The organism is Xanthobacter agilis (assembly GCF_021730435.1).
In the GTDB taxonomy this organism is placed as follows: Bacteria; Pseudomonadota; Alphaproteobacteria; order Rhizobiales; family Xanthobacteraceae; genus Xanthobacter; species Xanthobacter agilis.
In genome coordinates, this window is record NZ_JABWGX010000001.1 from 50,985 (window position 1) to 73,523 (window position 22,539).

The window sequence follows — 22,539 nt, forward strand, 5'->3', positions numbered from 1 at the left end:
CCGATCCGTCTTCGGAAAAACGAGGCGGATGCGCACACCGCGGCCGGGGGCGTCCTCGACGCGCACGGCTCCGCCGTGCAGCGTCATGATGGTGGAAACGATGGCGAGCCTCGGCCCGGCACCGTCGGGCCGGCTTCGGTCCAGGCGGTGGAAGCGATTGAGAAGACCGGCTCCGCGATCTTCCGGTGTCCGATCCGCGAGCGCCCTGCGGCAACGACATCGAGTCGCAGGGCGCCGCGATCGGCTGCACGAATTTCGCGGCTGCGCTCGATTAAGCGACTCCGCAATCTCTCAAGTCTTTCGGCAGACAGTGCCGGTACGCCAAATTCGGGCGGCAGGCTGATATCGGGAAAGGTCGTATGAGACCGTCCGTCTCTTACTCTTTGACCCGCGTGAGCGTGCTGATATCGGTATGGGTGAATGGCTTACCATACACATGCAGGATCGTTTCCTGCGTGTATTGCATGGTATTTCCAGACAACTCATAAGTGACAGTGAATTTTTCCGTCTTGTCGTTTGCTGCCATATAGTCCGATTGGCCGATGCCCACGTTCTGGGCCGTCAGGGTAAGCGTGGTATCCGGTTTTCCCGTTGCCACAACGCACACAGCCCTGGGGATGCAAAACGAGTTATATATTGTCTGATTTGCCTTGTCGTAAATGAGATATCCGACTTGGTCGTGAAACTGTTTCTTGTCGCTCTTGCGGAAAACCATCTGGTGATAAAAAATTGCCGTCAGATGCTGGCTGCTCGCGTTTGTGGCATCGCCGGCTGGCGTGAATCTTATGGTCTCGTAATAAGGCGAAGCAGCACCGCCTCCTTTACCCACTTCGGAACCTTCCCGGCCGGGAGCCACGTCCAATCCTTCGTCGTCCTGAGTCTTCCAGGTCCCGACGAACTTGGCGAGTGGGCCGTAATCCAGCCCGTTGATAACAGTTTCTGTCTCAGATGTAGCGGCAACGGCGTATAGTGCGGGGAGCATGAGGCCAGCAATCGCGCTGGCAACGAGGAGGCTTCGGGAGAATTTCACGATCAATCTCCTGACTGGATATCAGCTTTCATCAGAACAACGGCTCATCGACAGCTCGATAGCATGAGCGCTCTGACAAAAGCCTGACGATGGGCCGAACTCGGGGAGCTCTTCGCCAATGCGTTGAGGCTCACCCGCACGGGAAGATGAGACGCATGAGCGCCCCGCCGCCGGGTGCGTCCTCAATCCGGACATCGCCGTTGTGCAGCTCCATGGTGGTGGAGACGATCGCGAGGCCCAGCCCCGCCCCGTCCGAAGCACTTTTGTCCAGGCGCCGAAAGCGTTCCAGCACGTCGCCGCGCCGCTCCGGGGGGATGCCGGGGCCATGGTCGCGCACCGCGCACTGGCCCCCAGGGCCCGTAGTCACCTCGACGGCGGTGCCCGCCGGCGTGTGGGCCAAAGCATTTTCCACGAGGTTCCGCAACGCCCGGCCGATGGCGTCGCCGTGGCCGTGCACGCGCGCCGCTCCCGCGTCCCGAAAGGCGATGGTTCGACCGCGCATGACCGCGAGCGGCGTCAGCTCAGCCACCACCTCGCGGGCGATGGCGCCCAGATCGGCCTGGGCATCCGGCGCGAGTTCCAATGCGGTCGCGTGCGACATGTCGAGCATCTGGTCTACAAGGCGTTTCATGCGCTGCGCGTCGGCCACGAGCTTTGCCTTCTCGACGCTGTCCGGCAGCTTGCCGATGCTCAGCATCATGATGGCGAGCGGAGTGCGCAGCTCATGGGCCGCATCCCCCGCGAAGTCCCTCAGGGCGCGCACGGAGCGCTCGATGCGCGCCAGCATGGCGTTGACCGCCGTCACCAGCGCCTGCACCTCCCGCAGCGAGGGCTCCGCCCTGATCCGCGTGGACACCTGGGCCGGATCAATCCGGTCGATGGCGGCGATGGTGCTCTCGAGCGGCTTCAGCGTGGTGCGCACCACGCTGAAATTGAACAGGAGGAACATGAGCGAGAGCAGGATGAGCGGCAAGATCACGTGGAAGCGGATCTCGTTGAAGATGACCGGCACGAACGGCCGGAAGCCCTCGCCGGCGATGGCCACCGTGATCCAGTAGGGATGCCGTCCGACCTCGACGCGGCGGGTGCCGGTAAGCAGGAAGCGGCTGTCCCAGCTCTCGCGCTGGGTCCGGATGACCAGGAACGACAGGGGCGGCTCGTCGGCGATCTTCAGGCTGGCGTCGTCGAACCGCGCCACCACCGCGCCGCCGCGCTCGTGGATCAGGAAGGCCCGCCGTGTGCCGGAGGCGAGCGGATATTGCAGGTCTTCCGAAACCGGGTTGCCGGCGGCCCCCCTCATCTGCGGGATCTCCCGGGCGATCCGGTCCGCCTCCGCGGTCACGAGCAGGTGGTCGAGCTCGTTGGGATTGTTGACATACATCCGCACGACGACGAGCAGCTCGACCACCAGGAAGACGAGCCCCACCAGAGCGAGGCGCACTGAGAGGCGAAAGAAGAGGCTGCGCGGCACGACGGGCAGGCGGCTCGCGGTCATGGGGTTTCCCGTTCCGCGCCGGCATCGGCGGGATGCGGTACCGGCACCAGCATGTAGCCGACGCCGTGGGCGGTGTGCAGGATCACGTCCGCTCCGGCGGCGCCAAGGCGTCGGCGCAGGCGCGAGGCCGCCGCCTCCAGAGCGTTGGGCGTAACCTCGGACGAAAGGGCGTACATGGCCTCTTCGAGGCTGGTCTTGCTCACCACATGCCCGGCCCGCCGCATCAGGCGTTCCAACAGGTCCAGCTCCCGCGGTGGCACGTGGATCACGCGGCCGCCGACGCGCACCTCGCGGGCGACGGTGTCGAAATCGAGGTTCCCCAGGCTCAGGGTGATGCCGAGGCAGCCGCCGGGACGGCGCAGCAAAGCGCGGCAGCGCGCCGCCAGCTCCGCCATGTCGAACGGCTTCACCAGATAGTCGTCGGCTCCCGAATCGAGGCCGCCCACCCGGTCGCCGAGACCGTTGCGGGCGGTGATCACCAGGATGGGAGCGCCGCTCCCCGTCCGCCGGACGGCGCGGATGAAATCCACACCGTCGCCGTCCGGCATGCCGAGGTCGATGAGCAGGAGGTCATAAGGCGTCACGGCCATGCTTTCCCACGCGACGCTCAAGGAGGCGAAGCGGTCGAGCACGAAGCCCTCGGCCTCCAGGCCCTCTGCGATCAGGATCGCGAGCCGGGGGTTATCCTCCGCGAGCAGAACCCGCATGGTCGACATCCGTTCCGCGGGCGCGGCGCTTGCGCCCCGTGATCATGGCGAGCACCAGATTTTCCCGGTGTGCCAAGCTTTCTGCAATGGCGGCGAGCACGTGCACCGCCGCCATGGCGAGAATGAGGTTGGCGGCGATCTCATGGGCTTCCTCCACCCACTCCTTGCCCCAGAAAGCATCGATGGTCTGCATCCAGCCGGTGAGGCAGGTGGCGGCGAGCAGACCCATGAGGAGGAGCATCATCACCGCCCCGGCGGGATTGTGGCCGACATAGCGTCGGTCACGCCGGTCGAGCACCGCGCGCATATGGTCAGCGAAGGTCCGCGGGGACGGAACGAAATCGCGGAACCGTGCGTGAACGGTGCCGACGAAGCCCCACACCACGCGAACGGCGAGCAGGGCGGCGACGGTGTAGCCTACGTAGCGGTGGAGCGCTTTGCCGTCCTCCAGCACGAAGCTGTTGAGCACGACGCCGAGCACCACCGTCCAGTGGAAGATCCGCACCAGCGGATCCCACACCGGAACGGTATAGCGGACGTGCGCGGCGGCGCGCGCTGATGCCTCGGATCGAGGGGGCAGCATGGCCATGGTTCAGTCCACGTTGTTCTCGACGATCTCGGCGGTCACAGGATTGAAGTAGACTTCTGCCTTGCGTCCATCGGCATTGTATCCATAGATTTCGTAGCATCCCGAGATGGTCTTCTTGAACACCTTGATGTTCTTGAAGCCCATCTGGCCGATCTTCTGCTTCATGACCTCTTCGCTGAGCCACTTTTCCTGCGGCTCCTTGGTGCAGGTCGGGCTGGCAAGAGCCATGGAGGAGGCAAGGCTCAGGGCGACGGCAGCGACGAAAAGTCTGCGGATCATCAGGTTTTCCTCATGCTGCGGGAAGCGATGGACCAAGGCCATCCCGCCGGCACGTCTCTTAACGATCCCGGCTGACCAAAGCCTGACGGGCAAAGATGCGCGCGCATGCCGAAAAGGGGGCGCCCCCGATGCGCGCGAAGGATAGACCACGTCAGGACGTCGTCAGCCCGTCCGCGTATCGAAGGGCCGTCGCTCCTTAGGGCGACTGCATCCTTTCGAGAGACCGATCCATGATCATCGTTCGCAGCCTTCTTGTCGCTGGCGTTCTCGCTTGCGCCTCGCTCGCCGCCCCGGGCTTTGCCGCCGACGCCCTCAATCCGCAGACGAAGAAGAACCTGGAAGCGGCCATGCACGGCGAAGCCTTCGCCAACCTGAAATATCAGGCCTATGCCGAGCATGCCCGCAAGAGCGGCCACCCCGCGATAGCCAAGCTGTTCGACGAAAACGCGAATGTCGAGGCCAACGAGCATTTCGCCCGCGAGGCAGACGCTCTTGCCCTCGTGAGCAGCGACGAGGCCAACCTGCTCAACGGCATGGCCGGCGAACACTACGAAAACACCAAGATGTACGTCGAGTTCGCCAACCAGGCCGATGCGGTCGGTGACAAGAAGGTGGCTGATCTTTTCCGTCAGATCGCCGCCGATGAAGGCGATCACTACGCCGCCTACAAGGCGGCCGTTGAGAAGCTGCGCGCCGGAAAATGAGGTTTCTGAGTGGCGCGAAACTCCTTCTTCGCGCCGCTCGTAACGCGCTTCGATGTATCAGAATGTGTTGCAGGCAGTTTTATCGAAAATTCGGAGCATGATGAGATAATATTCGATGGTTTAGCTTAGTGATGCCAGGTAAATACTTGCCACGTCTCAGTATTTAAGCTTTCGATTGCTGCGAATACGCCGAACATATATCAGTCCAGAGGGGGCATTCCTAACTCTTTTGATATCAACGGGAGCGGGAATGGAGCTTCGTCATCTTCGGCATTTCGTGGCGGTTGCAGAAGAGCTCCATTTTACACGTGGCGCGCAACGCGCCGGCATCGAACAATCGCCATTGTCTCGATCGATCAGGACTCTCGAACGGCGCCTTGGCGTAGTATTATTCGAGCGCACACGGCGATCCACGAAGCTAACGCCGGCCGGTGAACGCCTTCTCGTCCATGCGCGTGCGCTCCTCGCATCCGCCGACGAAGCACGCATAGACGTTCGCACTGCAGCAGCGACAGGAGACACTATCAGCCATTTGCACATCGGCATTTGCGACGGCGTACCATTTGCGCGTCTCGCGCGACTGATTTCAGAAGTAAAGCGGGATAGTCCGCAAGTTGTCATTCATGTCCATGAAGCGTCAATGGCGCAGAACGTAGAGGGCTTGCGAAGCGGCTTTCTTGATGCGGCGCTCACGCCGGAGAGCGGATACGGCAAGGGGATTTTGTCCGAGGCAGTTTGGCGAGATCCGCCGATCGCCGTGATGCCGAGTGGTCATCCCCTGGCCGGAAAGAAGCGGATCAAACTATCTGAGATTATTAAAGAGCCTCTCATTCTAAGTCGACCCGATACGGGTCTTAGCCAGCAATCCCAGATCGAACAGCTTGTTCGAACCGCAAGTTCGACCCCCAATATTGTTAGTCGCACCACGACGCTTCCGGTGTTGGTTACGCTGGTTCTTGCGGGCTATGGCATCGGAATAGCGACCGCCGCTCAACTCGAGGCGGTCGAGGTGAATGGCATTGCCCTCCGGCCCCTGAGCGATGCGCCCACTGATCTGAAAACTTGGCTGATGGTGCGTGAGGGGACACTCAGCGAGCCACTATCTCGTTTCGTCGAGCGAGCTCGGACGATTATTTGAAGAGCCTCTACGGCCAAGCCGCGCGGCACGGAATCCCTTGTCACGAGCAATAAAGGTTTCGAGCATGAGCGGGGCCAACGTCAAAGCATCGACAACCGTGCCATGAAGCTCGGAATGAAGAGCGGCATATCGATCGAGGTCGGCTCGAAGTTGCACCGATATGGTAATGGTGAGTTTGACGGTTTCGGCCTTTGGCACTGGTCCGAGGCAAAGTTTTCTGGTCAATCATCCCTCCTGATGTCAGCCGTCATCGGTGTGGCGCGATAGGGTCGCAAGACGAGATCCTTATTGACGATGACGCGGACCGGAAAGCCCGGTCGCACCTTCAAGGTCGGCTGGATATTGAGATTTCGCCGCGTGATTTGCTGGCCGACATCGTTGATGGTGTCCTGGGCGCCGTCGCGCGTCGCGATGATGATCTGATCGCCGTTCGTCCCCTGATTTTGAGGCGCTGCCAACTCGGCGCCGATGCCGAGCAGCGAGGAGAGGACCGCGCCTCCGATCAGGCGGAACCAGTGATTGTCCACCTCATCTTCGAGGCCCGAATAGCCGGCGGTATCGACGCCGGAGAGACGATCCAGCACGATGGAGGAGCCGTCCGGCATGACAAGGCGATTCCAGACCAGGAGCACACGGCTCTGGCCAAAGGCGACGCCGGAATCGTACTGGCCCATCAGGCGGGTGCCCTGGGGGATAAGGAGATGCCTACCCGTCGCCGTGTCGTAGACATTCTCGGTGACGGTACCGATGATCTGGCCCGGAAGATCGGAATTGATCCCCGTCACCAAGGCGGCCGGAATGATGGTGCCGGCCATCACCTGATAGGGCGAGCGCGGCGTCTGGAGAGTTCCAGATCCGTAGATTTTCTGGTCGGTTTCTCGGCTCGCGAACGCCTGCTTGCGGTCCTGCATGTTTTGCGTGGTCATTTCATCGACAGGCGGAGCAACGGTCGTTTCCGCACCGGTAGCGCGTATGGCGGTAAGATCGAGCCGGTTTGGCTCCGGTGAGGCGGCCGCGGTTGCCGATACCTCCTGTTTCGGGCGCGTCGTCTGAAAGAACACGGCTGCCTTCGCTGCAGCTTCCGCTTCCTGCTGGGCACGAAGGCGCGCCGCGCGTTTGGCATCCTCTTCCGGATCGGCTCTGAAACTCGGTCGCTCGGGCATGGGCGGAATGCCCGCCTCCCGTTCGGTGCGCACGACTGGCCCGCCGAGCTCGCCGGGCAAGGGGGCACCGAGCTTCGGTGGTTGAACCTGCGTATAGTCGCGCGGCAACATTTGCAGCCCCTCCGCCGGGTTGACGCGATCGGTGTTGTAGAGCTCCTCACCGGTCCGAGCTGATCTGTCCCGGCCTTGCAATGCCCAAATCATCGCGCCGAGCACTGCGGCCGAGACGGCGCCGGCGAGCGCCATCAAGGTCCAGCGATTGAGACGGGTCACGGGACGCGGCTTGGCGCGAATGGCGAGATCGGGCGGTGGGGATTTGGGTGGCACGGTCATAGCCCGAAAATCCCCCGCCGGTTGCCGTCGGTGCGCGAGATACGCACGATCTGCTGCTTCTCGCCTCCGAGACGAAGCTCGGCCGCACCGAACAAGCGATCGACGATGTAATAAGGCGGTTTTGCGCGGTAGTTGACGAGCTGGTTCTCCCCGGTGGGGCCGACAACGAACAGCGGCGGCAACTCGCCCTGGGCGATACCAGCGGGAAACTGGATATAGACCTTCTCACCGTCGTCGAAGACGCGGGTCGGCCGCCATGATGGATTGTCGCCCGTGATCTCATAGCGGAACTGGACTCGCTCGAGCGCGACGGCATTTGCGACCGGCGTGACAGTCCCCGCACGATCGTTCTGACGTTGCAGCGCGAGGAGGCGGTCGTGTGGATAGTCCCAGGAGACCGACGCCATCCAGGTCTGGGGCGTCGATGTGAGTTCGAGAAGGTAGGTCCGGCGGTTGGTGTTGACCACCAGATTGGTCTTCAGATCCGGCCGCGTCGGTTTCACCAGGATGTGGGTCTGCTGGCTTCCGCCCCCACCGCTGGTCGTGTCACCGATCACCCATCGCACGGTGTCGCCGGCCGAGACGGAAATCAGCTCTTCGCCGCTCTGCAGGGCGATGTCCGTTACTTTTTCAGGCGCCGCATAAACCTGATAGAGCGCGCCGGCCATGTAGGGCCAGACCTGCGTGGCGTTGACATAGCCGGTGCGGGTCGGCTGCACGCGGGCGGCATCATTGGCCGTCGTGACGCGCAGCTTCGGATCGGCAGGTTCAACTGTTCCGCCCTTGACCGGCATCGGCTTCAACTGGCCGGGCAGCGGCAACGGCTTCGGCAGCTCGACTATTTCGACGGGACCAGCCGCTTCGACGATCCGGCTCGCCTCGTAGGGGTCATCCAGGGAGATTTCCGGCGGCGGTGTTTTCCCGGCGCAACCCGCCAGCAACGTGACGGACGAGAGGAGGAGAATGCGGAATGGCAGCATGCGGGTCATGATCCTTTTCTCCTTCACGACCCGCCGGCGCCGAGTTCACGGCTCCAGTTGATGCCGTTGACGAAAATGCCGAGAGGATTCTTACGCAGCCGATCCTCGGTGCGCGGTGGTTGCATGATGATGGTGAGGATGCCGGTCCAGCGATCCGTGCCGGCAAGCTGATTGTTCTCATAGCGCCGCTCGATCCAGCGGATCTGGAAGGAGCTGTCCGATGCGCGCACGACGCTGGTGACCTCGACGGCGACCGACATTTTGCCGACCTTGCCGAACGGATCGTTTGCACGCGCATAGTCATTCAACCCGGCGCTGCCGCGATCGGTGGTGAAGTCGTAAGCCTCCAGCCAGTTCTGCCGCACCACGATGGGATCGGTGGGCAGTGCGCGCACATTCTGTATGAAGCGCGCGAGCGCGTAGGCAATCTGGGCGTCGGTCGGCCGATAGGCTTCCACGGCCGGGCCAATGGTCTTGACTTGACCGAGCTGATCGACCTCGACCACATAGGGCGTGACGGCGGAGCGGCCAGCCTGCCACAACAGACCGCCAGCCATGCCCACGGCAAGTGTCAGGCAGCCGAAGGACATGAGCCGCCAATTGCGTGCTTGAACGCGGGCAGAGCCTAGGCGTTCATCCCACAACTGGCCGGCGGCCTGATAGGGCGTGGCGGGTTCCGACGTCTGCGAATAGCGCACGCCAGCGCGTTTGAAGCGCATTGTTCAATCCTCCTGTCGCAGGGATGGGTTGGCTCCCGAGCCGCCATGATCTCCCGAGCGAAGGGCGTGAGCCGCAGTGGTTGCTCCGTGGGAGACGTGCGAGTTGCGCGGTCCATGTCTCACGCGGCTGGCCCATGCGGGAGCACCGCCGGCACCGGCGAACGACGCATCGTTCCCAGCCTCACCCATCGCCCCCATGGGCTTGCCGCCGGTAGCCGTCCAGGCGCCACGGGCGCCAGCGGAAGCACGTGAGCCGACCGTGCCCGCGACGCGTGACACGACACTGCGACCCGCCTGCATGACGGCGCCACCACCCGCTTGCGCCACGCCAGCAAGACCAGCTCCAACGGCTCCCATGCCCGATGCACCGGACGTCGCTGCACCAAGTTCGAAGGCGGCGCGCGCGCCGCCCGACATGGTGGATGCCGCCTTGACGCCGGAACCGATAGCGGCCCCACCAAGCCGTGCCGCGCCGATAGCTCCTGCGCCTGCCGCGACCGCCATGCCGCCGGCGGCGAGCGCGGTGCCGGCGACTGCACCCGCCCCGAGCTGCGGGGCTCCGGAGACGAGCCCCGTCGCGATCGACGGGCCGAAGATGCCCAACCCAAGCATGGCGAGCGACGCCAGCATGATCGCCAGCGCATGATCGATGGACGGCTCTGTTCCCGCCGAGGCGCGAAATTCCGCGAAGAGGCCGTTGCCGATGCCAACGATAACGGCAAGGACCAGGATCTTGATCCCGGACGACACGACATTGCCGAGCACGCGTTCGGCCAGGAAGGCGGTCTTGTTCCAAAATGCGAAGGGCACCAGCACGAAGCCGGCCAACGTGGTCAACTTGAACTCCAGCAACGTCACAAAGAGCTGCACCGCGAGCACGAAGAAACTGACGATGACCACGAGCCAGGCGAGGAACAGGACGGCGATGGTGTCGATGTTGGAGAAGACGGAGGTGAAGCCGGACAAGTCGCCTATCTGCGCGAGGATCGGCCGGCCGGCGTCCATGCCGACGGAGGCGAGCTTACCGGGACGCAGGAAATCGTCCTGAGACAGGCCGGAGCCAGAGGCGGTCAGGCCGAGCCCGGCGAAGGATCTGAAGATGATGCCGGCCAGCGAATTGAAGTTTGTAATGATGTAGGCGAAGGCCCCGACATAGAGGACCTTCTTGATGAGCTTCGCCAGAATCTCATCATTGCCGGCTCCGAAGGCCCAGAACAGGCCGGCGAGCGTTATATCGATGGCGATGAGCGTCGCCGAAAGGTAAGCGATCTCACCGTGAAGCAGGCCAAACCCGCTGTCGATATATTGCGAGAAGGTGTCGGTGAAACGGTCGATGACGGAGAGATCGTCCATGGACAATCACTCCGCGTCCGGCGCGATGGGGTCGGTCTTCTTCAGCGACGGGAACAGATCGACCGGATGTGGCGTGTACGGTGTTCTGCCTGAACCCATGAAGCGGCGCCGCTGCGCCTTGCTAGCCATGGTGCACAGCTCGTCGCCTGTCCCAACCCAGTCGTCCTTGCACAGCTTTTGCACCTCACGGAGCCGTTGCGGATCGGCGGCGAGGCTGTCCACCGTGTCGGCCGCCCGCGCGGATTGGGCGAGAAGTCCGGCGCCGATGGCAATCGCGGCCACGACAGAGAGACGGATAATTTGTCTGAGCATGGCGGGCCCCTCAATCGCGGAACAACCGGACGGGTGCCGGCGCATAGCTGTTGCCATCGCCCATGAATCGGCGGCGAACCTCACGCGCCCGCTCTTCCTCAGCGACGGCACGGGCCTGTTCCGCGGCGACGGCGCGGTCCTGAGAGAGCTTGAGCCGGGACGCATCGATCGCCTGCTTAGCCTGAAGGGCAAGGAGCTGGTTGGTCGCCTGCGTCGCGTCGAGATTCCCCGTTGCTGACTGACTGCGAGTGACGAGATCGCTGAGAGTAGCCTCATCGGAAGCGAGGTTTTCGGAGACCTGCGCCTGCATCTTCATGGCCGTTTCCAGAGCGGCCCGAGACTGCTCCCAGCGCTTTCGCACATCGGCGAGGATCTGGTCGCCCGATGCGGATGCCGCGTATTCCTTCGGGTAGAGCTGCTGGAATTGCTGTTCCATCGCCGATATGTCGAAGCTCAAGCCCTCGGCCTCTTTGATAAGGCGCTCCGTCTTGGCGACGGACTGCTTCATCTCGTTTAGTGCGGAGAAGTCGAGGCTCGTCAGGTTCTTTGTTTGATTGAGGAGCGACTGAGCTTCGTTTTGCAGGCTCTTGATCTGGTTGTTGACCTGGTCCAAGGCTCGGACCGCCGACAGCACATTCTGGCTGTAGTTGTTTGGATCGAAGACGATCTGCGCCGCGACCGGCGGCGCGAGAGCGATGCCAAGCGCGCAGGCGCCGGCAAGGCAAAGTGGTGTCCTCATGATGCGGTCTCCTGATTTTGCGGAAGCGGGAATTGGCGGATGAGGTCGGCTGCCCAATCGAGCCCGCGCACGTCGAGCCATGCTGCGGCAAAGGCATCGCGCCCATAGGACAGGAGGACATCGTCCATCTGGCGATGATCCTCGGGGCGGCTGGCACCGGCGAAGGCGAGCGCCACAGGCCCGAGATCGAGATCGAACAGCCGATTACCGAGACGGGATTGGTAGTAATAATCCCGCTTCGGCTGAGCCCGCGTGATGATATCGATCTGGCGGCTGTTGAGGCCAAATCCTTCATAGATCGTGCGGAGCTGCGGTTCGCTCGCCTGCGGCGACGGCAGGAAGATCCGGCTCGGGCAGCTCTCGACGATGGCCGGCGCGATGGCAGAACGCTGGATGTCGGCAAGCGACTGGGTGGCGAAGACGACGGCGACGTTCTTCTTGCGCAGCACCTTCAACCATTCACGGATGCGTGCAGCGAAGATGGGATCGTCGAGAAATACCCAGGCCTCATCGAGTACCAGCAGCGTGGGCGATCCGTCGAAACGCTCATCGAGACGATGTAAAAGATAGGTGAGTACCGGCGTCACGGCGCTCGCCGTGTGCATCAGCTCCTCCATTTCGAAGCCCTGCACGTCGCCGAAGCCAAGCCGATCGGAATCAGCGTCCAGCAACCGGCCATGCGGCCCCGACAGTGTGTAGGGTTGCAACGCTTGGCGTAGCCGGTTCGATTGCAACAGCGTGGAAAAGCCGGTGAGCGTTCGCTCCTCGCGCGGGGCGGACGCAAGGCTGGTCAGCGCCGACCAGACGGCGTCCTTCACATCGGGCGTGATCTCGACATGTTCGTGCCCGAGCAGGCCGGCGATCCAGTCGGCCGCCCACGAGCGGCTGTCGTCATCCTCAATGCGGGCGAGTGGCTGAAAGGCAATGGCGTCGGAGGATCCGAGATCGTAATACTCGCCGCCGAGGCCCAAGATGGTAGCACGGGCCGAGCCACCCTTGTCGAAGATGAAGATGCGAGAGCCGGCGTAGCGGCGGAATTGGAGCGCCAGCATTGCCAGCAGCACGGATTTGCCGGCACCGGTGGGGCCGACGATCAGGGTGTGACCGACATCGTCGACATGAGTGACGAGTCGGAACGGCGTGCCGCCGGCCGTGCGGGTGACGATCAGCGGCGGAGCATCGAGATGGCCGTTCTTCTCGGGGCCTGCCCAAACCGCCGAGACCGGCATCATGTGTGAGAGGTTCAGAGTCGAGATCAGCGGCTGGCGAACATTGGCGTAGGCATGTCCAGGGATCGAGGATAGCCATGCCTCCGTCGCGTTCAGCGTCTCCGGAATGGTGACGAAGCCACGCCCCTGGATGATCCGTTCGACGGCCTTCAGCTTCTCGTCGGCGAGGTCCGGACTTTTGTCCATGACCGTAACGGTGGCCGTGACATAGCCATAGGCCACGGCATCTGAGCCCAGCTCCTGCAATGCTTCGTCCGCATCGGCGGATTTGTTGGCGGCGTCTGAATCGACCAGCGAAACTTCCTGCTGGAAGATCGTTTCGCGCAGCAGCGTGACGATACCCTTGCGCTTCGCGAACCATTGCCGCCGCACCTTGGTCAGCTCGCGTTCGGCTTCCGCCTTGTCGAGCGACAGGAAACGGGTGGACCAACGATAGGCGAAGCCGAGACGGTTGAGATCGTCAAGGACGCCGGGCCAGGTCGAGGGCGGAAAGCCGCGAATGGTCAGCACACGCACATGCTGGTCGCCCAGCATCGGCGCTAGTCCACCGGTGAAATCGCAATCGGGCAACAGCGCGTCGAGATGGAACGGCACCTGGGGAACGGCGACAGGGTGCCGCTGCGTGGAGATGCAGGCGTGAAGGTAAGTCAGCGTCTCCTCATCGGAGAGCCAGCGGATCTCCGGCATGACGCCGTCGAGCAAGGAGAGAAAGCGGTCGGTCTCGGAAATGAAGGCTGCGAGATAGTCGCGCCAATTCACGGTGCGCCGCTCGGTGCTCTCGTAGAGGAGCTGGCCGGCGCGGGCCTTGCTTTCGGACGGCGGCAGGAAGGCGAGCGTGATGTAGTAGGCACTCTCGAAATGCGTGCCCGCTTCCTCGAACGCCGCGCGCCGCTCTTCCTCCACGAGCCACGACACCGCGTCGGGAAATTCCGAGATGGGATATCCGGCGGCGATGCGCCGTTCTGCGTCGACGAACAGCGCCCAGCCGGAGCCGAGGCGCTTCAGCGCATTGTTGAGGCGGGCGGTGGTCGCGACCAGCTCGCTTTCCGTTGCACTGTCGAGGTCCGGGCCACGAAACTGCGCGGTGCGTTGGAACGCACCGTCCTTGTTGAGCACGACGCCCGATGCGACCGGCCCGGCCCAAGGGAGATAATCCGCGAGGCTCGCGGGGCGCTTGCGATATTCGGCAAGGTTCATCATGGCCTCACGCCTCCAGAAACGCGCGGTGCTTCAGGTGACGGGCGAAGACCTCCATGAACTGGGGATCGGCCTTCGCCCCCCAGACGGCGAGCGCATGGCCAGCCATCCAGAGCACGATGCCGCCAATCCACAGATGCAGGCCGATGCCGATGGCGGCGGCGAGTGTCCCGTTGAGGATCGCCACCGATCGTGGGGCGCCGCCCAGCAGGACGGGCTCCGTCAGTGAGCGGTGCAGCGGCACTTCGAAGCCGTCGGCATGGACCGCCATTAGACCAGCGCTCCGCCGCCAAAGCTGAAGAAGCTGAGGAAGAAGGAACTGGCGGCGAAGGCGATGGAGAGGCCGAAGACGATCTGGACCAGCTTGCGGAAGCCACCGCCGGCATCGCCGAACGCCAAAGTGAGCCCGGTCACGATGATGATGATCACGGCGATGATCTTGGCAACCGGCCCCTCGATCGATTCAAGGATGGATTGCAGAGGCGCTTCCCATGGCATGGACGAACCAGCGGCGTAAGCTGGGGAAACCAGAAAGGCGGACATCAGCAAAGCCGCCGTTCCGGAGATCCGGTTTCGAAACTTTCCTGCAATGCTCGAAAGCGGATTTGCTGAAATGCGTGTCTCCGGATTTACGGAAACGCACGAATCCGCACTTGCGGATTTACGTTTCTGGTTTGTTCCGGCATTCAGGAAAAGCGTGAATACGGACGTGATGGGCGGCATCCCTAATCTCCTGTGAAGTGCTCTATTGCGTAGGCATCGCCGTCGAGGCCCGTGACGCGGATGATGTCCTCGACGCGGCGTTTGCTGCCGCGCCCGGCGATGAAGACGATGATGTCTACGGCCTCCGCGATCAGCGCGCGCGGCACGGTGACGACGACTTCTTGTATGAGCTGCTCCAGCCGGGTGAGTGCTCCCCGCGCCGAGCCTGCATGCAATGTCGCGATGCCGCCGGGGTGCCCGGTTCCCCACGCCTTCAGGAGATCCAGAGCTTCGGCGCCGCGCACCTCGCCAACAACGATGCGATCCGGGCGAAGCCGCAAGGTGGAACGCACCAGATCGGCGGTGGAGACGGTATTGGCCTTTGTCCGGAGAGCCACATGATCGTCGGCTACACATTGCAGCTCGATCGTGTCTTCCAGCACCAGGACGCGATCGCCAGTGGCCGCGATCTCTTGGAGCAGGGCGTTAGCGAGGGTGGTCTTTCCCGTTGACGTTCCACCGGCAATGATGATGTTCCGTCGGTCGAGGACAGAGCTCCTCAGAAACTCTGCCTGCACCTCGGTCAAGATGCCGTTGGCGACATATCGGGCCAGCGGTATGACGCCGGCGGCGCGCTTGCGGATGGCGAAGATCGGTGCGACGGCGATGGGCGGCAAGACGCCTTCGAACCTTTCGCCCGTTTCCGGCAACTCGGCGGAGAGAATCGGATGCTCGCGGTTGACCTCGAGGCCGACATGGTTCGCCACGACCTTGATGATGCGGGCGGCATCCTCCGGGGAGAGGATGGCGCCCGTGGGCTCGCGGCCCGAGCCGAGCCTGTCGATCCAAAGCTTTCCATCGGGATTGAGCATGACTTCCACGACGTCCGGATCGTCGAGCGCGGCGATGATCGCCGGCCCCATGGCGCTGCGCAGCATGCGGACCTGGCGATCGCTGACGATCCGGGACGGGGAGCGCGGCCTGTCCATCATGGCGGCGCCGCCTCTGCATCGTGGTCTTCCGATCCAGCGGACCCCTGATCCTCGTTGTCATCGGCTAGGCCGAAGAAGCGACCTTCATCAGGGAAGATTTCTTCATGGACCTGCCGAACGAGGCTGCCGCCACGCTGCAGGTGGCGGCCGAGTTGGTCGACGAATTGGTTGAAGCGTAGGCGCCCCTGCGCGCGAGCCGCCTTCTGATGCGCCTCCGGAAGCGGAGCTGAAACCGACAACGTGTAGCGGATGAATAGCGCCAGGGTCTCGATCAGGATGGTCTGGTCACGTTCCAGCCGGCCGAACTGGTTCGACAGTCGGTCGAGGCGTGAGGCAAGCGCCGCCTCTCGCCGGTCGGCACCATCGGGAGAAAGATAGGAAGAGAGCGCGGCCGCGACGATCGCTGATTTCGTTTCACCTTTGAGGGCTGCAAGCTGACGCAGTCGCTTGGCATGGTCGGGCTCGATAAAGATGTTGAGACGGGTTTTGCTCATAGCGCGATCCCGTCATCGGGATCGAGCGAGGCCAGACGCGCCACGCGCCGGAACTGCCGGTCCGGTTTGGGGAGCTTACCGTCGCGTGTGACGGGGTTATCTGTCTCATCGTCGAGGACGGACAGATCGTCATCGCGGCCATCATGCAGACGTATGACTTCGGCTTTGTCGAGCTCCGGTAGGAGTTGATGTCCGCCTTCTACGGGCACGGCCGATGCCTGTGCGCCCGTAGAAGCGGGGATAGAAAATTTCAACCGCGGAAGGCCGGTCCAATCGTCCGTTCGCGCTGCCGGCCGATCAGCATATCCATCGTCTGAGAGAACCGGCGCCGGCAGCACGCGCGAAGTGAAATTGCTGTCGGTGAAGTATCGGATCTTGGTGGCCTTGGCCGGTGGATGGCCGGAGACCATGATGACTTCTTGAGTGTCGGGAAGCTGCATGACCTCGCCGGGCGTCAGGAGCGGGCGGGCTGTCTCTTGCCGAGATACCATGAGGTGTCCCAGCCAGGGTGACAGGCGATGGCCGGCATAGTTGCGCTGGGCGCGAAGTTCCGTCGCCGTGCCGAGCGCGTCCGAAATGCGTTTGGCTGTGCGTTCGTCATTGGTCGCGAAGGCGATTCGAACGTGGCAGTTGTCGAGGATGCTGTTGTTCGGCCCGTAAGCCTTTTCGATTTGATTGAGGCTCTGCGCGATGAGGAAGGAGCGCAGGCCATAGCCGGCCATGAAGGCCAAGGCGCTCTCGAAGAAGTCCAGCCGGCCGAGCGCCGGAAACTCGTCGAGCATGAGAAGCAGCTTGTGCTTGCGGGCGATGCCGTCCGAGCCGTCGAGGCTTTCTGTCAGCCGGCGGCCGATCTGATTGAGGATCAAGCGAATGAGCGGTTTGGTGCGCGAAATGTCCGAAGGCGGCACGACCAGATAAAGCGAGACCGGATGATCAGCGGCGATCAAGTCGGCGATGCGCCAATCGCAGCACGATGTAACGGTCGCGACCGTCGGATCGCGATAGAGGCCGAGGAACGACATCGCGGTCGAAAGCACACCGGAGCGCTCGTTCTCGCTCTTGTTCAACACCTCGCGCGCGGCGCTGGCAACGACGGGATGCGGGCCAGGCTCCCCGAGATGCGCCGTGGTCATCATAGACCACAAGGCCCTCTCGAACGGGTGAGCCGGATCGGAGAGAAAGTTGGCCACACCGCGGAGCGTTTTGTCCTCTTCAGCGTAGAGGACATGCAAGATGGCGCCGACTAGAAGCGAATGGCTGGTTTTTTCCCAGTGATTGCGCCGCTCCAACGCACCTTCGGGATCCACCAATATGTCCGCAATGTTCTGGACGTCGCGGACCTCATGGACGCCTCTGCGGACTTCCAAGAGGGGATTATAGGCGGCGCTCTTCGGGTCGGTCGGGTTGAACAGGAGGCAATGGGAGAACTGCGCGCGCCAGCCGGCGGTCAGCGTCCAATTTTCCCCCTTGATGTCATGGATGACGGCAGAATGCGGCCATGACAGCAGCGTCGGCACAACGAGCCCGACGCCCTTGCCGCTTCTCGTCGGCGCAAACGCCATGATGTGTTCGGGGCCGGCATGGCGCAGATAGGTGCTGGCCATGAGCCCGAGAAAGACGCCGGCTGGCTTCGTCAGGCCCGCCGCCGCGATGTCCGTCTTATCGGCCCAGCGGGCGGAGCCATAGGTGGTGACGAGCTTCGACTGCCGGGCTCGCCAGACGGAACCGATGATGGCGGACAGAGCGGCAATGACGCCGCTGCCGCCAGCGATCGTACCCCCCGTTTGGAAAATGTCTGGAGCATAGGCATCGTAAACATACCACCACTCGAACAACCGCCAAGGGTAGTAGACGGGTAGGCCGTTGATCAAGAACCAGGGCTCTCCAAGGCGTGGCTGGAAGCCGAGCTCGAAGGCGACCCATTGCGTGGCGGCCCAGGTGCCGGCAAGCGCGATGCCGAACACCACCAGCATCTGACCGATCAACACCTTCGTCGGTGTCATTCCCGCTCCTGCAACAGCCGCCGTTTCCGGCCGTGCGAACGGCCGACAAGGCATAAGGCTTGTTGCTTGAAGGGGTTAAGTCAAAGACCATTCTTGCGCACGACGGCAGCAACTATGATCTAAGTACGACCCGGCACTACTCCTTACCATTTCTTACTACTAATGGCAATTTAGTATTGCGGCAATGAGCCACGTAAACTATTGGAAATATCTTGAGCACCGAGACGCGTCAGAGACAAATCGCATACAGCGGCGCAATACAGTACCTGCACTCTACTTTTAGTAAGCCCGGAAGGCGCCTACTCTGATAGCGATTGCTGCGGTGCACCAAAATGGGGTGACGCAAGCGGGTATATACGCCACGTAGCTTAGAGGCCATGTCGACATTCCCGACTTCGCATCGGTTTATGCAATCGATCACGGTCTCGCGCTTCAGATCGATGTCATTGGCACTTACGGTAAGAATTGAAAGCGCCAATGACGATAAAGTTGAGATGTTCTCGATCTCGCGCTCGGTTAGGCAGCTAACGCCAGTTTTACCCCGTCGTTCGTCATCTTGGAGCTGATGTTGAACCACGCATTTGGAGAATCGGGATCGATCTGCTGGACCTTGAAGCCAAGGGCCAACGCGGCTGCGATCAGCATTCCATTCGCGACATAACCACGCGAATGCCGTGAATCCCCGAAGCGCTCAGCCTGATGTTTCAGACCATAGCTAGAAGATTTGCGGTTGATCGTCTTACGTTTGCTGAATTGCGATAGAAAACGGCATGCTTGGATGAACTCATCGGCGGCGTGATCGCTCAGCATTGACGCTCGGTCTGCCATGAACTCGGCCCGGCGCTCCTCAGGGGTCTTTGAACGGCCGCGATAGACGTTATAGCCGAATTGAGTGAGGAACGGTTCCAGCGCCATCGCACGTCGAATGCCGACCTTGGCCAAAGTGCGTGCGATCCGTCCAGGTTCGGAATCGAAACCGTGTTCCTGCAGATAGCCCAGGAAGGCTCCTTCGTCGGTGGAAACCTCGGCTGAGCCATTCGCGAGTCTCGCCCTCATGGCGGCATTGGTGTTCCACCCGAGGCCCCGAGCAAGGGCTTCGATCCTGTGCGACGATTTCACCTCCGGCAGAGTTGCACGCAGCTCTGCCTTCATGTCCTCGACGTCGTTTGCGGTGATTTCCAATTTCATCATCAAGTCCTCGGTTCCGGGCTCGAGCAGTTCGCCGATTACGCAGCCAGCCCAATCCGCAAGGATTGATGAGAGGTCGCACGAGGATCAATATTTAGGCCGTTTGACCCGGCGATAGGTCGAAGGTGGCAAACCGAGTTCGAAGATGGTCATCGCGTGGCTCGGCGTCAAGGTTGACGTTAAATTCCCAGTCCCTTGGGCCGCCCGAACTCCCAGGAGACGCTATTGCCACGAACAACCCCACCGACCGTCTGACCAAGGCGCTTTTCCAGCACCGGACGCCACGGCACGAGGCTGAATCCCACGCCGTCGTCCAGCATGGCAAAGCGACCACTGGCGAGCATGATGGAGCGGCGATAGATGCCGGCTACGTGTTCTCCGTCGCGCACGGCGCGATGATGCAGGCCGGTCTCCTCGACGATCTTCCTGGCAGCGGTTTCGACTTCCCGATCACGAAGCGTGGCGAGCAGATTCCGGGCGAGCAGCACACGCTGCCCACGCCGCTCGGCCAGGCCCTGATTGACGAGGAAGTTCTCCCGCTCGCGCATGGCGTCTCGAACGCTGGCGCCGAAGCCGGTCTGCGCGAGTAAGGAGGTGTCGCCTAAGCGCTGCCTGTCGAGCCAAGTCGCACCAATCGCGCGCGTCTGTCGATCAAGCGGCAGATGTGATCGAAGCTCGACGTCAAAACCACCAAGGCCGCGGGCATCATGAGCTTTACCGCGCTCGGCGAGGTCGGCCGGCACGCGCCAGACGCCTTCGTCCATACGGTCGACGATCCCGACCCGGCGAAGGGCTTCGAGTCGACGGACGTGTGCGGCGACGAAGTTCTCCGGATCGTATCCTGGCTTGGCTTCGGCGCGCTCCACCGCAAGATGGTGTTCGGCGCGGTAGATGCCGTCAATAGCGAGGCTGGCGATGGTCCTGTCCGCCCCGCGTTCCACTACCGCGCGCGTCTCGACGATGCCGCCGATCGGAAGGGCCTCGAGATCGGCGCTCACCGAAAGCGGAACATAGTGTGCCCGGCCATCGATCCCGTCGACAACGAGATAGGCGCGATCATAGAGTTCGTCAGCCAGTCCCTTGTCGACGATGCGACCGATGACGGGCGTTTGTGATGACATCGCGTCGAGCACGACCAGCTCACGCTTCTCGCCGGACATGACGCGCTGCATGGTACGGATGATGTCGCCGCGCTCGCCCATGCCACGCAACGCGGTTTCGGCGTCGTCGTGAAGCGCCCAGACGCAACTGCCAGTGCGGTCGGCAAGGCCCATCTCAGTGAGCCGCTGGAGCCGACCGATCATCACCGTGCGTCGGAAGCGAGCGTGGGCGTCGGCGGGTTCGCTAAGCAGGTCGATGATACCCGCCTCCGCCTCATGCTGGATCATTCGGTCGACGCCGGTCCAGCGCTCCTGCTCGACCTCGCGCGACATGGAGTTGCGGATTTCCATCTCAGTGCGGGGACCGAGCCATTCGGTTGCCAGTTCGCGGGCACGGTTGCGCATGCCGTCGGCGATGTAGTCGCGGGCGATAACCAGATCCGATCCGTCGTCCTGGCGACCGCGCAGCACGATATGAGTGTGAGGATTGTCCGTGTTCCAATGATCGACCGCCACCCAATCGAGCTTGGTTCCTAGATCGGCTTCCATGCTGCCCATGAGATCGCGGGTGAAGGCTTTGAGATCGCCAAGATCGACCGCATCTTCCGGTGAGACAATGAAGCGGAACTGATGTCGGTCCTCGCGGCCGCGCTGTTCGAAAGCGGTGGTATCGGCCTTGTCCATGCCGGGGTCATAGGCGTGGGCCTTGCCGCCATCCTTGGTCACGCCGTCGCGCTCGATATAGCGCAGATGGGTGATGGTCGAGCGCGCACCGGCCTTCTCCAGCCTGACCACGCGGGCCTTGATGACCACGCGGCGAGAACTGCCGCGCAGGGACTGACCAGCGAACTTCGCGGCGACGTGGCCGCGGCCGAGACGGGCGCCGGAACGCATCTGCCCGGAACTGAACGATCGGCCGCTTGTCGAACCGGAATGGGAAACGGCCTTAAGAACGCGTGCGGTGAACTTCGGCGTCCTTCCTCGGCCACGCGATTTTGGTGGCGAGACCCTTGGCCGGAAGCGGTTGTCGTCACGATCTGGCATGACGGCGGTCCTGCCAATCCTGTACAAGCCCATGCGATGAAGCACGCGAAAGCTCACGCATAAACAATGGCTTGATGATTCTATAGGCACGCGGGCTCATCCGCCGCGTGCCGCCCCAACCGACGTGCAGACAAGAACTTCGGGACAGGCGTGTGCCGTCCCCTTTTATCTTGCCCTGCGCCCCTAGCGCTCCGCATCCGTGCTTCATCGTGGCTATGCCATCACTTCTGCTGCACGTCGGGGCTGTCGCTGTCGTCTGGTTCGACGTGTTCGACGCGTGGCTTGACGGTCACAAAGAGCGTGCCGGCAGATGGTTGAGATGGGAGCGAGCCGATGGTGGATTTCGTCCGCGCGTCGACCGCGAACAGTGGTGCTCCCGGACCGCGGTTTATGTGCGTCTCCGAACCCGCGAAGAGGCTCGGAGCCGGGCTGCCGATGATCGACGCGAGCTTGTCGAGATAAGCACGCGTCTCATCAGGAAGCGGCACACCCAGGAGTTTGTGTTCCTCATAGCGCGCCGGCCCCGCATTGTAAGCTGCGAGGAACCCCGGCGCCCCGTAGCGATCGTACATCTCGCGCAGATAGGCAGCACCGGCGGTGATATTGTCATACGGATCGAAGGGATCGTCGCCGAGCCCGTATCGGCTTCGCATCGCCTCCCAGGTGGCAGGCATGATCTGCATCAGGCCGATCGCACCTTTCGCTGACACCACGCGCGTTTCGCCGTCACTTTCGACACCCATGACGGAGCGTATCCACTGCTCCGGAATGTCGAAACGTTGTGCCGCTTCGGTGATCTGCGCAGCCCACGGATCGGCCGATAGTTGATGGTTCGCGGGCGCTTTCTCAGGCGGCGGTGTGGACGCAGGTTCCGCTCGGGCCTCGGCGCCGGAAATCATCAGCAGCGTACAGATCATCGCCTGCATGGCGCGCCGTTGAGGCGAGCGCGACGATGTTTTGCACCATGCTCCTTGTCCGAGCGCGGACAGCCTGCCACCGTCCTCGCTCCCGTCAAGGGCGAGGCGTTGCCGGCCGCAAAGCGACCGCCC

The 22,539-nt window shown here is 62.6% G+C and carries 23 protein-coding genes; 2 read left to right on the forward strand and 21 right to left on the reverse strand.

All coding sequences use genetic code 11. From position 1 onward, the window contains the following. Positions 1-376 precede the first annotated feature (376 nt). The 5 genes from HUW53_RS00240 to HUW53_RS00260 all read right to left on the reverse strand — a co-directional run bounded on the left by HUW53_RS00240 (position 377) and on the right by HUW53_RS00260 (position 4,100). Positions 377-1,036 (reverse strand): heme-binding beta-barrel domain-containing protein, encoded by a 660-nt coding sequence (locus HUW53_RS00240; protein WP_370877826.1) that lies wholly within the window; start codon positions 1,034-1,036, stop codon positions 377-379. A 124-nt stretch (positions 1,037-1,160) separates the two neighbouring features. After that, positions 1,161-2,525 (reverse strand): sensor histidine kinase, encoded by a 1,365-nt coding sequence (locus tag HUW53_RS00245; protein ID WP_237343735.1) that lies wholly within the window; start codon positions 2,523-2,525, stop codon positions 1,161-1,163. After that, positions 2,522-3,232 carry a response regulator transcription factor gene (locus tag HUW53_RS00250; RefSeq protein ID WP_237343736.1) on the reverse strand — a complete coding sequence of 237 codons (711 nt, stop codon included), beginning with the start codon at positions 3,230-3,232 and terminating at the stop codon, positions 2,522-2,524. The genes HUW53_RS00245 and HUW53_RS00250 overlap by 4 nt, the downstream gene beginning before the upstream one ends. Further along, positions 3,207-3,821: a cytochrome b/b6 domain-containing protein gene (locus HUW53_RS00255; protein WP_370877825.1), complete on the reverse strand. Its 615-nt coding sequence runs from the start codon at positions 3,819-3,821 to the stop codon at positions 3,207-3,209. The genes HUW53_RS00250 and HUW53_RS00255 overlap by 26 nt, the downstream gene beginning before the upstream one ends. Positions 3,822-3,824: 3 nt before the next feature. Beyond that, a complete protein-coding gene (locus HUW53_RS00260; protein ID WP_237343737.1) occupies positions 3,825-4,100 on the reverse strand; it encodes a PepSY domain-containing protein in 276 nt (91 codons plus the stop codon). Between the two features lie 230 nt (positions 4,101-4,330). Between HUW53_RS00260 and HUW53_RS00265 the strand changes: the two genes are divergently transcribed. Both HUW53_RS00265 and HUW53_RS00270 read left to right on the forward strand, forming a co-directional pair. Continuing rightward, positions 4,331-4,804: a rubrerythrin family protein gene (locus tag HUW53_RS00265; RefSeq protein WP_237343738.1), complete on the forward strand. Its 474-nt coding sequence runs from the start codon at positions 4,331-4,333 to the stop codon at positions 4,802-4,804. Between the two features lie 250 nt (positions 4,805-5,054). Next, the gene (locus tag HUW53_RS00270; protein WP_237343739.1) at positions 5,055-5,942 is read left to right on the forward strand and encodes a LysR family transcriptional regulator; all 888 of its coding nucleotides are present in this window, start codon (positions 5,055-5,057) and stop codon (positions 5,940-5,942) included. Here HUW53_RS00270 and HUW53_RS00275 read toward each other — a convergent pair. From HUW53_RS00275 to HUW53_RS00350, 16 genes are all read right to left on the reverse strand, one after another. Next, complete coding sequence (locus tag HUW53_RS00275) at positions 5,904-6,167, reverse strand: DUF2274 domain-containing protein (RefSeq protein ID WP_237343740.1); 264 nt, start codon at positions 6,165-6,167, stop codon at positions 5,904-5,906. The genes HUW53_RS00270 and HUW53_RS00275 overlap by 39 nt on opposite strands. Then, positions 6,164-7,438, reverse strand: coding sequence for a TraB/TrbI/VirB10 family type IV secretion system protein (locus HUW53_RS00280; RefSeq protein ID WP_237343741.1), 1,275 nt, complete (start codon positions 7,436-7,438; stop codon positions 6,164-6,166). The genes HUW53_RS00275 and HUW53_RS00280 overlap by 4 nt, the downstream gene beginning before the upstream one ends. Further along, positions 7,435-8,427, reverse strand: a complete 993-nt coding sequence (gene trbG / locus HUW53_RS00285; RefSeq protein ID WP_237343742.1) for a P-type conjugative transfer protein TrbG — start codon at positions 8,425-8,427, stop codon at positions 7,435-7,437. Before trbG ends, HUW53_RS00280 begins: the two co-directional genes overlap by 4 nt. A gap of 14 nt (positions 8,428-8,441) precedes the next feature. Next, complete coding sequence (gene trbF, locus HUW53_RS00290; protein WP_237343743.1) at positions 8,442-9,137, reverse strand: conjugal transfer protein TrbF; 696 nt, start codon at positions 9,135-9,137, stop codon at positions 8,442-8,444. A gap of 3 nt (positions 9,138-9,140) precedes the next feature. Further along, positions 9,141-10,490 (reverse strand): P-type conjugative transfer protein TrbL, encoded by a 1,350-nt coding sequence (trbL, locus tag HUW53_RS00295; protein ID WP_237343744.1) that lies wholly within the window; start codon positions 10,488-10,490, stop codon positions 9,141-9,143. A gap of 6 nt (positions 10,491-10,496) precedes the next feature. Further along, on the reverse strand, positions 10,497-10,802 hold the full coding sequence (locus HUW53_RS00300) for an EexN family lipoprotein (protein ID WP_237343745.1): 306 nt from the start codon (positions 10,800-10,802) through the stop codon (positions 10,497-10,499). Positions 10,803-10,812: 10 nt separating this feature from the next. Continuing rightward, entirely contained in the window at positions 10,813-11,541 is a 729-nt protein-coding gene (gene trbJ, locus HUW53_RS00305; RefSeq protein ID WP_237343746.1) for a P-type conjugative transfer protein TrbJ, read from the reverse strand. After that, the gene (trbE, locus tag HUW53_RS00310; RefSeq protein ID WP_237343747.1) at positions 11,538-13,970 is read right to left on the reverse strand and encodes a conjugal transfer protein TrbE; all 2,433 of its coding nucleotides are present in this window, start codon (positions 13,968-13,970) and stop codon (positions 11,538-11,540) included. The genes trbJ and trbE overlap by 4 nt, the downstream gene beginning before the upstream one ends. A gap of 4 nt (positions 13,971-13,974) precedes the next feature. Beyond that, the gene (locus HUW53_RS00315) at positions 13,975-14,238 is read right to left on the reverse strand and encodes a VirB3 family type IV secretion system protein (protein WP_110372410.1); all 264 of its coding nucleotides are present in this window, start codon (positions 14,236-14,238) and stop codon (positions 13,975-13,977) included. Next, positions 14,238-14,510 (reverse strand): TrbC/VirB2 family type IV secretion system protein, encoded by a 273-nt coding sequence (locus HUW53_RS00320; protein WP_183856974.1) that lies wholly within the window; start codon positions 14,508-14,510, stop codon positions 14,238-14,240. Before HUW53_RS00320 ends, HUW53_RS00315 begins: the two co-directional genes overlap by 1 nt. Before the next feature lie 182 nt (positions 14,511-14,692). Then, positions 14,693-15,661: a P-type conjugative transfer ATPase TrbB gene (trbB, locus tag HUW53_RS00325; protein WP_442478251.1), complete on the reverse strand. Its 969-nt coding sequence runs from the start codon at positions 15,659-15,661 to the stop codon at positions 14,693-14,695. After that, complete coding sequence (locus HUW53_RS00330) at positions 15,658-16,155, reverse strand: CopG family transcriptional regulator (RefSeq protein ID WP_237343748.1); 498 nt, start codon at positions 16,153-16,155, stop codon at positions 15,658-15,660. Before HUW53_RS00330 ends, trbB begins: the two co-directional genes overlap by 4 nt. Next, positions 16,152-18,158, reverse strand: coding sequence for a conjugal transfer protein TraG (locus HUW53_RS00335; protein WP_237343749.1), 2,007 nt, complete (start codon positions 18,156-18,158; stop codon positions 16,152-16,154). The genes HUW53_RS00330 and HUW53_RS00335 overlap by 4 nt, the downstream gene beginning before the upstream one ends. Before the next feature lie 516 nt (positions 18,159-18,674). Beyond that, on the reverse strand, positions 18,675-19,349 hold the full coding sequence (locus HUW53_RS00340) for a hypothetical protein (protein WP_237343750.1): 675 nt from the start codon (positions 19,347-19,349) through the stop codon (positions 18,675-18,677). 176 nt (positions 19,350-19,525) lie between these two features. Beyond that, positions 19,526-21,490 (reverse strand): relaxase/mobilization nuclease and DUF3363 domain-containing protein, encoded by a 1,965-nt coding sequence (locus tag HUW53_RS00345; RefSeq protein ID WP_237343751.1) that lies wholly within the window; start codon positions 21,488-21,490, stop codon positions 19,526-19,528. Positions 21,491-21,711: 221 nt separating this feature from the next. After that, on the reverse strand, positions 21,712-22,416 hold the full coding sequence (locus tag HUW53_RS00350) for a lytic transglycosylase domain-containing protein (RefSeq protein ID WP_237343752.1): 705 nt from the start codon (positions 22,414-22,416) through the stop codon (positions 21,712-21,714). Positions 22,417-22,539 lie beyond the last annotated feature (123 nt).